The following is a 10,183-nucleotide window of genomic DNA, read 5'->3' as shown; positions in this document are numbered from 1 at the left end:
CGATCCCGCCTTCCAGCCGGGCTTCGAGGACGCCGACACCACCGTGACCGGCGCCATCTACCTGAACGGCTGGTACGGCACCTACTTCGGCCAGGGACCCGAGTCCTCGCCGCTGGCCCACATCACACCGGACGCACCGCCGTTCCTCGTGGCCCACGGCGACCTGGACCCGCAGGTGCCCGCGGCCGACGCCCGGCACTTCGCCGACCGGCTACGCCAGACCTCGGCCGCCCCCGTCGTCTACGCCGAACTACGCGGCGGCAACCACGCCTTCGACCTGTACCACTCGGTCCGCTTCGAGGCCGTCGTCGACGCGATCGAGGGCTTCACCGCCTGGGTGAGAACACGGGAGAGAACACCTCAGCCTCAGGAGGCGTCGTGGACGACCAGGGCCAGTTGGACGCGGTTGTCCAGGCCCGCCTTGGTGAGGATGCGGGAGATGTAGCCCTTGACCGTGCCCACGCTCATGTGCAGCTCGCCGGCGATGACGGCGTTGGCCTTGCCCTGCCCGACCGCGAGCGCCACCTCCCGCTCCCGGTCGCTGAGTGCCGACAGCACCCGCCGGGCGTCGGCCCGCCGCCGGTCGTCCTCCTCCGGCAGCAGGTGGGCGATCAGCCGCCGGGTGACGCTCGGCGACAGGCTGGGCTCGCCGGCCGCGACGCGCCGGATCGCCTCGACGATCCCCTCGGGCGGCGTGTCCTTCAGCAGGAACCCGCTGGCACCCGCGCGCAGCGCCCGGAACACGTGCTCGTCGGCGTCGAACGTGGTCAGGATGATGACCTCCGGCGCGTCCCGGCGCGCGCGCAGCCTGCGGGTCGCGTCGATGCCGTCGAGGCCGGCCATCCGGATGTCCATCAGCACCACGTCGGGGGAGTGCTCGCCGACCGCGGCCTGGACCTGCGCGCCGTCGGCCACCGCGCCCACCACCTGCAGGGCGGGCGCCCCCCTTAGCATCAACGTCAGCCCCGCGCGGACGAGCGCGTCGTCGTCGACGATGAGCACCCGGATCGCGCCGGACGCACTCCCGGTCCCGCCGGCGGGCGCACCCGCACCCTCATCCACGGGCGCATCCGCGGGCCCGCTCACCGGCTCACTCATGGGGCCGCTCACGTGGCCATGGTAGCCGCGCCGCCAGCCGGAACCCGCCCCCGTCGGTGTGTTCGCGCTCCAGGCGCCCGCCCGCCAGCGAGACCCGTTCCTCCAGTCCGGCCAGCCCGGCTCCCGCCCCGGTCGTGGCCAGCCCCGCCGCCTCCCGCCCGGCGGGCAGCGGGTTGCGCACCTCGACCGTCAGCTCGCCGCCGGCCGCGCCGGAGACCTCGACGGTGACGGGCCGGCCGGGCGCGTGCTTGCGCGCGTTGGTCATCCCCTCCTGCACGACGCGGTACGCGGTGCGCCGGATCGTCTCCGGCAGGTCGGCGAAGCGTACGTCGTGCTCGTGCAGCTCGATGCGCATCCCGGCCCGCCGCGACTCCTCCACCAGCGGCGCGAGCCCGGTCAGCGGAAGCTCGGCCGACGGGCTCTGGCGCAGCACGGAGATGACCGCGCGCAGCTCCTGCAGGGCGTGGTGGGCGCTGGTCCGGATCACCCCGGCCGCCTCGGCGACCTCGTCCGGCCTGGCGGCGGCGTTGAACTCCAGCGCTCCGGCGTGCACCGCCAGCAGCGACAGCCGGTGGGCGAGCACGTCGTGCATCTCGCGGGCGATGCCGAGGCGTTCGGCGCGGCGGGCCTCCTCCGCGCGCAGCCGCTGGTCGGCCTCGGCGCGGCGGGCCCGTTCCGCCAGTGACGCCAGCAGCTCCCGCCGGGTCCTGGCCAGGATGCCCCAGCCGGTGATCGCCCCGCCGAACAGTACGCCGACCAGCGCCCACACCGGGTACGGCGCCAGCCCGGGCGGCCGCCAGGCGAACCTGACCAGTGTCGCCGCCACCCACGCCATCCCCACCGCGACGGCCGCGGGTGGCCGCCGGTACAGCGCCGCGACGAGCGTGGCGATCCCCGCGGCCACCGACGCCGCCGCGGCCGGGACGGACAGCGCGATGACGGCCAGCGAGGCGGCCACCGGCCACCGCCGGCACCACCACAGCCCCGCGCACGCCAGGGCCCCGCCGGCCACGTCGGCCCACAGGTACCAGCCGGGCGTCCCCGGGACCAGATCCCCCCAGACCACCGCGCCGGCCCCGGCCATGGCGAGCACGATGCCGCCGGCCCCGGCCGCCCAGTCACGCCGCGATCTCCCCGGACCCGGCTGCCCACCCGTCCCCGGGCCCTGTCCTGCGAACACAACCGCAGATCGTATCCGCCGGCCTCCCGCCTGGTAAGCAACCAAGGTCACCATCGCCGCCCCGCCCTGGCAACCAAAGTCACCCTTCGGAAGCGACCGAAGAGGCCACGGACCGGCCTGGCGGCAGCAGCGCGCCGCGCCCGCCGCGGGAGACCGTGGGCGCATGGTCACCTCACGAGCACGCGGCCGGTGGGCCGCGCTTCTGCTGGCCGGGCTCACCCCGGTCGTCGCCGAGCTCACGCTCGGCAATCCGCCCCTCCGCCAGGCGTGGCTGCTGCTGCTGTGGACGCCGATCTACGGCGCCGGCACCGTACTGATCCGCGAGCTGGTACGCCGTACCGGCCGGGGCTGGCCCGCCATCCTGCTGCTCGGGGCGGCGTACGGGATCGTGGAGGAAGGGCTGGCGCTGCAGGCGCTCACCAGCCCGACGATCTACGGCGTGGCCGGCTGGGCGCCCAGGATCCTCGGCCTCAACAGCGCCTACACCGAGCTGAACATCCCCTACCACGCGGTCTTCAGCGTGGCGCTGCCGATCCTGCTGGTGGATCTCATCGTCCCGGAGCTTCGCCGTCGCCCGTATCTGGGGCGGACCGGGCTGGTCGTGGCGGGAGTGGTGTTCGTGCTGGGCGCTCTGCTGCTGCGGTGGACGACGGCCTTCATCGACCCCGGCTACCAGGCGCCGTCGGCGGCGCTGGCGGCGTTCGTGCTGGTGATCGCGGTGCTCGTGGTGCTCGCGCTGCGGTTCGTCCCCCGCCCGGCGGCCGCCGCGCCCCGGACGGTTCCGGCGCCGCCGGTCGTCGCGTGCCTGGCCGGGGTGGTGGCGTTCGGATATCTCGCGCTGCTGTTCCCCTTCGGTGGCGCCCGGCATCCGGCCTTCACCGAAGGGGGCTGGGTGGTGGTCCCGATGGTGGCGGCGGCGCTGCTGGCGGTGGTGGCAGGGGTGCTGCTGCGCCGGTGGACGGCGCACGGCGGGTGGGGCGACCGGCACAGCCTCGCGCTGGCCGGTGGGGCGCTCGTGGCGCACACGGTGTTCGGAGTGATCGCCAATGGGGAGAACGTCACCGACCGCGTGTCGCTGGCCGCGCTCGGGCTCGTCATGATCGGCCTGCTGGCCCTGCTCGCCCGGCGTACGCGGTGACCATGGCGATGGCACACAACGGTGCGTGGCTCACGGGTCACGCCAGCACCGCGCCACCGGCGATGTCGACGATGACGCCGGTGATCCAGCCGGCGTCGTCGGATGCGAGGAAAAGCGCGGCCCGTGCGACGTCTTCGGGTGTGCCGAGCCGCCGCAGCGGGTGCGACTCGGCCAGCGAGCGCTGAACGTCGGCCGGGATCCACTGCTCGTTCGTCTCGGTGAGGATCGTCTCCGGGGCGAGGCAGTTGGCGCGGATGCCGAACGGGCCCACCTGGGCGGCCAGATCCTGGGTGAAGATCTGCACACCGGCCTTCGCCGCGGCGTACGCGACGATCGTCCGTTCGCTCGGCTTGCGCCCGGCCGCCGAGGACAGGGTGATGATGTTGCCGCTTCGGCGCTGCTTCATGTCCGGCAGGAAACACTTGACGGTCAGGAAGGTGCCGGTCAGGTTCCGGTCGATGTCGGCCCGCCAGCTCTCCTCCGTGATGTCCTCGATGGGCGTGGGGCGGCTGTCCGAGCTGCCGGCGTTGGCGACCAGCACGTCGACGGGACCGTAGCGGTCGAGGATCCGCTCGCGGATGCGGGCGAGGTCGGCGGCGACGGTGACGTCTCCGGTCACGCTGGTGGCCTCCCCGCCGAGGTCGTCAATGCGTGCCTGGACCGCAGCGAGCGCGGCCCCGTCCCGGCCGTGCAACACGACACGGGCGCCGGCCCGGGCGAAGGTGGTCGCGATGGCTGCGCCGATCCCTCGGGAGCTGCCGGTCACCAGTGCCACCCGGTCCTTGAGAACGCTCATCGGCTGTCATTCCCTTCGGGGTCAGGCCGTTGCCGTCAGGACGATGATCGCCACGACGGGGGCGGTGTGTCGAGCACCGGACAGAACTCGGATCGGTGACCCAGCCGCCGGCGTACGGAAGGCGCCTGACAGATCCTCAACGGATCCTCAACAAGCACCGGCCTACCGTCCTTCTCGCAAGGCACACCGACGGAGAAAGGGACGATCTCATGGCTTCGGTCAGCACGCGGCTCATCACTCTCATGGGCGCCGCCGGCGCGGCGTCCGCACTGCTCATCGCACCCGGCTCGGCGACGGCGCAGACGGCCCCGGCCACGACGGCCGTGACCGCCCCCGTGGCCCAGAACTGGAGCTACGCCCAGCCCCAGGCCACCCAGGCGCGCACGGCGGTGGCGACCACCTCGTCCAAGCGCTGCCTCACGCTGCTGCGCCCCTGGGGGAGGTACGAGGGCGGCAAGTGGCGCATGTACGGCACTGTCCGGGCCCACTGCAAGGGCAGCAAGGCCGGCCGGTGGACGATGGAGCTGCAGAAGAAGACGAAGATCATCGGCATCCCGCACTGGCAGCGGCTGGCGAGCAGGACCGTGCGCAGCGATCAGACGGGTGCCTTCCACGTCCGCGCGACGTGCAAGAGCATGAAGAAGAACACCTTCCGCGTGGTGACCGTCGGCACCACCGCGCTGAGCGGCCCCACGCTCACGGTCAAGTGCTGACCCCGCCCAGGTAGCGGGCTCTCCCGTGGACGGCGACGGACTCTGATCACAGAGTCCGTCGCCCCGGGACGTCTTGCCGGTCGTAGCCGGCGGCGATGAGGGCCTGCTCGGTGCCGGCGCGGCGGCGTCGGTGTTCAGGAGGTTGACCTGGGGAGCTCGCAGATCGGCGCCCGCCCGATCCGGTCCAGTTTCGTGGAGTCCGCCCAGGATGATCCGGCGCTCGGAGGCGTTGACCATGCGCTGTTCCAGCTCCGCCGCGACCCGGAGGCTGTTGGTGAGGATCGCGGCATCGGACGGGTCGCTGCGAACCATCGCAGATATGATGAGCCCTTGACAAAATATCGATAGCTCGCATCATTATTACCGACGACCGGCACCGTGGAACGCCGGCGAGCGGCTGTCGACAGGAGCGCCCATGCACGCGGTTGAGACACGACTCGATGCCGGGACCGACCAGCGTCGAGGGCTTCTCGGCCGACCGGGGCGACGGCGGGACGATCGCCATGTCGCCTGGTTGTTCCTGCTGCCGGTGATCGTCGGTTTCGCGGTCTTCTACGCCTACCCGACGGTCCGGGGCGTCTGGTACTCGTTCACGGACTACAGCCTGCTGAACGATCCGACGTACGTCGGCGCCGACAACTACCAGAAACTGGTCGGCGACGAGCAGTTCTGGAACGCGCTCAAGGTCACGGGCTACTACGTGGTCGTGAACATCGTCTCGCAGACGCTGGTCGCGCTGGGACTGGCGGCGCTGATGCACCGGCTGACCCAGTCGGTCGTCCTGCGCGCGACGCTGCTGGTGCCATGGCTGGTGCCGAACGTGACGATCGGCCTGCTGTGGGCGTGGCTGCTGGATCCCGAGCTCGGGTTCGTCAACCACCTCATCGGCCTGACCGGACTCGACACGACCCTCTCCTTCAACTCGCCGAGCTGGGCGATGCCCCTGGTGGCGCTGGTCAACAGCTGGACCTACACGGGCTACACCGCGCTGCTGCTGTACGCGGGGATGCTGCAGATACCGCAACACCTGTACGAGGGCGCCGCGATCGACGGCGCGGGTGAATGGCGTATGTTCCGATCGATCACGCTGCCGCTCCTGCGGCCGATCCTGGCGCTGGTGCTGGTGGTGTCGTTGATCGGCTCGTTCCAGATCTTCGACACGGTCGCGGTCGTGTACGGCGGCAAGCCGCCCATCCCGGAGACCCGGGTCATCTACTACTACATCTACCAGCGGGCGTTCACCTACTTCGACATGGGATACGCCGCCGCCGTGGCGATGGTCCTCGTGGTCATCCTCGGCGTGCTGACGACCATGCAGATGCGGATGCTGCGCGCGTCGCGTTCGGACCTGGGCTAAGGAGCCTTCGGATGTTCTCCGGAATGAAGATCAGCAAAAGGGCCGCCTGGCTCGCCCTCCTCGCCGCGGTCGTGCTCACCGTCTTCCCCTTCTACTGGATGGCCCGCACGGCCCTTACTCCGGCTGCCGACCTCTACCGCGACTCGACCGGGCTGTGGCCGGACAACCCCACGTTGATCAATTTCGCTCGGGTGCTGGGCCTGGTCGACGCGGAGGAGGCCAGAGCCGCGGGCGGGTCGGGAGCGCAGATCAATTTCCTGCGGTACACGATGAACTCGATCGTCTACAGCGGGCTGATCGCCGTCGTGCAGACCTTCTGCTGCGCCATGGCGGGTTACGCCTTCGCCCGGCTGCGCTTCCCGGGCAGGGACCTGGCGTTCGGCGTCATCATCGCCGCGCTGATGGTGCCGCCGATCTTCACGATCCTGCCGAACTTCGTTCTGGTCAAGCAGCTGGACATCCTGAGCACCATCCCGGGACTGGTCCTGCCCAGCCTGCTGATGACGCCGTTCGCGGTGTTCTTCCTGCGCCAGTTCTTCCTGTCCATTCCCCGGGACGTGGAGGAGGCCGCGACGCTGGAGGGCATCAGCCGGTGGGGGATGTTCTGGAAGATCGTGCTTCCCATGAGCCGCGGTCCACTGATCACCATCGGGCTGACCACGGTCGTGTGGAGCTGGAAGGACTATCTGTGGCCGTTGCTGGTGGGCAAGGCCGAGAGCACCCGGGTACTCACCGTGGGGCTGGGCGTGTTCCTCCAGCAGTCGCCCAACCGGGCGCCGGACTGGACCGGGCTCATGGCCGGATCGGTCCTGTCCATCATTCCGGTGCTCGTCCTGCTCGTCTTCCTGGGCAAGCGGCTGGTGCAGTCGATGAACTTCTCCGGCATGAAGTGACGAAGCGGGGTGCGGCCGGAGCCGCACCCCTTTCGTGGTGGCGTCAGGGCACCGGGATGCGCCCGAGGGTCAGCCAGCCGGGAACGGTCGTGTCCTGGTCGGCGTTGGCGAAGCGCAGCGGCATGCCCTTCGGCAGCGGGTTGGCGGCCCGCAGGACCAGCGTGTACTCGCCCTTCCGCAGCCCGTCGACCGGCAGGGCCGCGGCGAGCTCGACCGGCTCGCCGGGCATGACGCCGGTCAGCTTCCAGGACGTCGTCCAGGTCCGCGCGATCCGTCCGTCCCGGCCGGCCACGGCCAGCTGAACGGGCCAGTCGTAGGAGAACGGGGCGACGCCGTCGTTGCTGATCCGGACGGTGACGTCGAGGCCGCGGCGCCGCTGCCCGGTCCGCACCGCGGTGACCCGCAACTCGTAGCCCAGCGACTTCGCGCCCTTCAGCGCCTGGTCGTAGGCGGCGCCGGTGTATCCGGGGCTGAATGCGTAGTGGTTGAGCAGCCAGGTCGCATGGGTCTGGGCGACGCTCGCGTCGAAGTCCTTGTCCCCGTCGCCGGGACAGTCCGTCGGAACGTCGAACAGGCAGCCCTGCAGCTCGGGCCGCAGCTCGCCGGCGACCGTGTTGGTCCGCCACTTGTCGGTGGTGCCGGCCTGCCGCATCAGGTCCATGAAGTGCCAGCCGGGGCCCGGCAGAGTGGAGTAGGCGAAGGAGTCGTCGTGGTAGCCCAGGTCGTGCGCCTTGTTGTCGGCACCCGGGTAGCGGACCATGAGCCTGGTCCGGTCGAAGGCCTTGTCGTAGGCGTTCAGCACCCTGAGTTGCTCGGCCTGGGACGCGAACCAGTTCTCCGTTCCCGGGTCCCCGTTGTGCGGCCAGGTGTGCCACTCACCCCAGAAGCCCAGCAGGCCGAGCTGGACGAACCCGATCCGCGGATCTCCGTCGTAGCGACGGCCGAGAGCGGCGATGAACCGATCGAGCGCGGCGGTCAGGTTCGGGTCGTCGTAGTCAGGCGACACGCTCTGCCCGTCGTTGCCGAAGTCGTCGTACGGCCGGGTCAGCAGACCCTGGTCGCGCAGGAACTGCGGGACGCCGCTGGGCTTGCCCGGATAGTCCAGATAGAAGCGGAAAGCCGCCTGGTGGCCCCGGGCGGCGATCGCGTCCAGCTGCTCTTCCAGCGCCCGCCAGTCGAAGTGGTCCGGGCCGGTCATCACCGCGTTCAGCGGCAGGTAGAACCACTCCATCGAGTGCGGGAACGTCGTATAGGCGCCGGCGTAGGGGATGAAACCCTCCAGCGGATTGGCGTCCGGAGCCTGCGCCGCCGCCAGATTCCGCCAGCCCGGTTGACCAGCCGCGGCCGAGCTCGGGGTGGGCAGCGCCGTGACGGCCGCGGCCAGGAGGGCGGCGAGCGCCATCCGGGCAGGCCGACGGATCGGAGAGTGGACCATCGAAGCCTCCACATGACGATTGCCAAAGCACTTATGAGCCAGCCTTGACAAATTTTCGATGAGCCACATCATTATTCGAGAGAGCCAACAAGGCAAGAGGGAATTCTCTCGGGCCCTCGGTCCCACCCCCAGGAAGAGGCACCTCGATGATCAATAGGAAGCGGGTTGCCGCAGCGCTGCTGTGCGGGCTGCTGGCGGGCACCACGCTCACCGCGTGCGGCGGTTCCGAGACGGGCAAGCCGGCGGGCGGCGACGCGGGCGGTCAGGTCACGCTCGACTACTGGCTGTGGGACGACAACCAGTTGGCCTCCTACCAGGCCTGCGCCGATGCCTTCCATCAGGCGAACCCGAACATCACCGTCAAGCTCACCCAGACGGCCTGGGCGCAGTACTGGCAGAATCTGACCACCCAGCTGGCGGCCGGCGAAGCCCCGGACGTATGGACGAACCAGGTGTCGTACTACCCGCAGTTCGTCTCCAGCCGGCAGATCCTCGACATCCAGCCCTACGTCGACGCCGACAAGGTCGATCTGAGCCAGTACCAGGACGGGCTCGCGGACCTGTGGACCAAGGACGGCAAGCGGTACGGGCTGCCCAAGGACTGGGACACCGAGGCGGTCGTCTACAACACCGAGCAGCTCGACAAGGCCGGTATCAAGCCCGACGAGCTGGCCGACCTCACCTGGAATCCGACCGACGGCGGCACCTTCGAGCACCTCATCGCCAAGCTCACCGTCGACGACAAGGGCCGCAACGGCCTGGACCCGGACTTCGACAAGGACAACGTCGCGGTCTACGGATACCAGCCGGAGTGGAACGACGGCTCCCAGGGCCAGAACGGTTGGGGCGAGCTGGCCGCCGCCAACGGCTGGACCTACCTCGACAAGAACCCGTGGGGCACCCGGTTCACGTACGACGACCCCAAGCTGATCGAGACCATCAGCTGGTACAAGAAGATGACCGACAAGGGATACGCGCCCCGCTTCGACAAGCAGTCCACGCTCGGCATCGACGCCGTGATGAACTCGGGCAGGGCCGCGCTCACGATAGCGGGCTCCTGGACCATCAACACCTACATGGGTGAGGGCGCCAAGCAGAAGTTCGCGCTCGCGCCGCTGCCCGTCGGGCCGGTCGGGTCCCGTAAGAGCGCCATCAACGGCCTGTCGGACGCGATCTGGGCCGGCACCGAGGACAAGGACGCCGCCTGGAAGTGGGTGAAGTACCTCGGCTCGGCCGCCTGCCAGGACGTGGTGGCCGGCAACGCCGTGGTGTTCCCCGCGATCAGGACCTCGGCGGAGAAGGCTCTGGCCGCCCACAAGGCCAAGGGCCGTGACGTGCAGGTGTACGTCGACTACACCAAGACTCCCGGCGGCACGTTCCTCCTGCCGATCACCGACCACGGCACCGAGATCAGCCAGATCGTGCAGGACGCCCTGCAGGCGGTCATCCTCGGCCAGATCGAGCCCGCCGAGGCACTGAAGAAGGCAAATCAGCAGGTCAATGGCCTGTTCGGCTGATTGTTCCGTCCTCTGTCCCGTCCGGTGGGAGCCACACCAAGCCTCCCGCCGGACGG

The 10,183-nt window shown here is 70.2% G+C and carries 10 protein-coding genes; 6 read left to right on the top strand and 4 right to left on the bottom strand.

Features of this window, described 5'->3' with window-relative positions; translation table 11 throughout:
- The coding region (locus MTP10_RS33460) for a prolyl oligopeptidase family serine peptidase (RefSeq protein WP_310714601.1) at window positions 1–445 on the top strand (445 nt) is incomplete at its 5' end.
- Here the strand turns inward: MTP10_RS33460 and MTP10_RS33455 are convergent.
- Window positions 367–1,110, bottom strand: a complete 744-nt coding sequence (locus MTP10_RS33455; RefSeq protein ID WP_310714600.1) for a response regulator transcription factor — start codon at window positions 1,108–1,110, stop codon at window positions 367–369. The two genes, MTP10_RS33460 and MTP10_RS33455, sit on opposite strands and share 79 nt — an antisense overlap.
- Window positions 1,091–2,278, bottom strand: coding sequence for a histidine kinase (locus MTP10_RS33450; protein WP_310714599.1), 1,188 nt, complete (start codon window positions 2,276–2,278; stop codon window positions 1,091–1,093). Before MTP10_RS33450 ends, MTP10_RS33455 begins: the two co-directional genes overlap by 20 nt.
- A gap of 163 nt (window positions 2,279–2,441) precedes the next feature.
- Here MTP10_RS33450 and MTP10_RS33445 point away from each other — a divergent pair, with 163 nt between their 5' ends.
- A complete protein-coding gene (locus MTP10_RS33445; protein ID WP_310714598.1) occupies window positions 2,442–3,416 on the top strand; it encodes a hypothetical protein in 975 nt (324 codons plus the stop codon).
- 37 nt (window positions 3,417–3,453) lie between these two features.
- On the opposite strand, the gene MTP10_RS33440 is transcribed toward MTP10_RS33445, so the two are convergent.
- Window positions 3,454–4,212: an SDR family NAD(P)-dependent oxidoreductase gene (locus tag MTP10_RS33440; RefSeq protein WP_310714597.1), complete on the bottom strand. Its 759-nt coding sequence runs from the start codon at window positions 4,210–4,212 to the stop codon at window positions 3,454–3,456.
- A 209-nt stretch (window positions 4,213–4,421) separates the two neighbouring features.
- Here MTP10_RS33440 and MTP10_RS33435 point away from each other — a divergent pair, with 209 nt between their 5' ends.
- The 3 genes from MTP10_RS33435 (at window position 4,422) to MTP10_RS33425 (ending at window position 7,175) form a co-directional block, all read left to right on the top strand.
- Window positions 4,422–4,925: a hypothetical protein gene (locus tag MTP10_RS33435; protein WP_310714596.1), complete on the top strand. Its 504-nt coding sequence runs from the start codon at window positions 4,422–4,424 to the stop codon at window positions 4,923–4,925.
- 514 nt (window positions 4,926–5,439) lie between these two features.
- Window positions 5,440–6,282 (top strand): sugar ABC transporter permease, encoded by an 843-nt coding sequence (locus MTP10_RS33430; protein WP_310714595.1) that lies wholly within the window; start codon window positions 5,440–5,442, stop codon window positions 6,280–6,282.
- Between the two features lie 11 nt (window positions 6,283–6,293).
- Window positions 6,294–7,175, top strand: a complete 882-nt coding sequence (locus MTP10_RS33425; RefSeq protein WP_310714594.1) for a carbohydrate ABC transporter permease — start codon at window positions 6,294–6,296, stop codon at window positions 7,173–7,175.
- A 43-nt stretch (window positions 7,176–7,218) separates the two neighbouring features.
- Here the strand turns inward: MTP10_RS33425 and MTP10_RS33420 are convergent, their stop codons facing one another.
- Complete coding sequence (locus MTP10_RS33420) at window positions 7,219–8,610, bottom strand: DUF4832 domain-containing protein (protein WP_310714593.1); 1,392 nt, start codon at window positions 8,608–8,610, stop codon at window positions 7,219–7,221.
- 146 nt (window positions 8,611–8,756) lie between these two features.
- Between MTP10_RS33420 and MTP10_RS33415 the strand changes: the two genes are divergently transcribed.
- Window positions 8,757–10,127, top strand: a complete 1,371-nt coding sequence (locus MTP10_RS33415; protein ID WP_310714592.1) for a sugar ABC transporter substrate-binding protein — start codon at window positions 8,757–8,759, stop codon at window positions 10,125–10,127.
- The last annotated feature ends 56 nt before the right edge of the window (window positions 10,128–10,183 follow it).

Origin of the sequence: Nonomuraea sp. 3-1Str (assembly GCF_031570565.1) — a bacterium.
Lineage (GTDB): Bacteria > Actinomycetota > Actinomycetes > Streptosporangiales > Streptosporangiaceae > Nonomuraea.
The sequence above is the reverse complement of the archived record's forward strand: the minus strand, read 5'-3'. Positions and strand labels throughout refer to the sequence as shown.

Excerpts from the sequence above, each read along its gene's own strand:
- MTP10_RS33445 (WP_310714598.1), top strand. The coding sequence starts at position 2,442 with ATGGTCACCTCACGAGCACGCGGCCGGTGGGCCGCGCTTCTGCTGGCC.
- MTP10_RS33440 (WP_310714597.1), bottom strand. The coding sequence starts at position 4,212 with ATGAGCGTTCTCAAGGACCGGGTGGCACTGGTGACCGGCAGCTCCCGA.
- MTP10_RS33435 (WP_310714596.1), top strand. The coding sequence starts at position 4,422 with ATGGCTTCGGTCAGCACGCGGCTCATCACTCTCATGGGCGCCGCCGGC.
- MTP10_RS33425 (WP_310714594.1), top strand. The coding sequence starts at position 6,294 with ATGTTCTCCGGAATGAAGATCAGCAAAAGGGCCGCCTGGCTCGCCCTC.
- MTP10_RS33420 (WP_310714593.1), bottom strand. The coding sequence starts at position 8,610 with ATGGTCCACTCTCCGATCCGTCGGCCTGCCCGGATGGCGCTCGCCGCC.
- MTP10_RS33415 (WP_310714592.1), top strand. The coding sequence starts at position 8,757 with ATGATCAATAGGAAGCGGGTTGCCGCAGCGCTGCTGTGCGGGCTGCTG.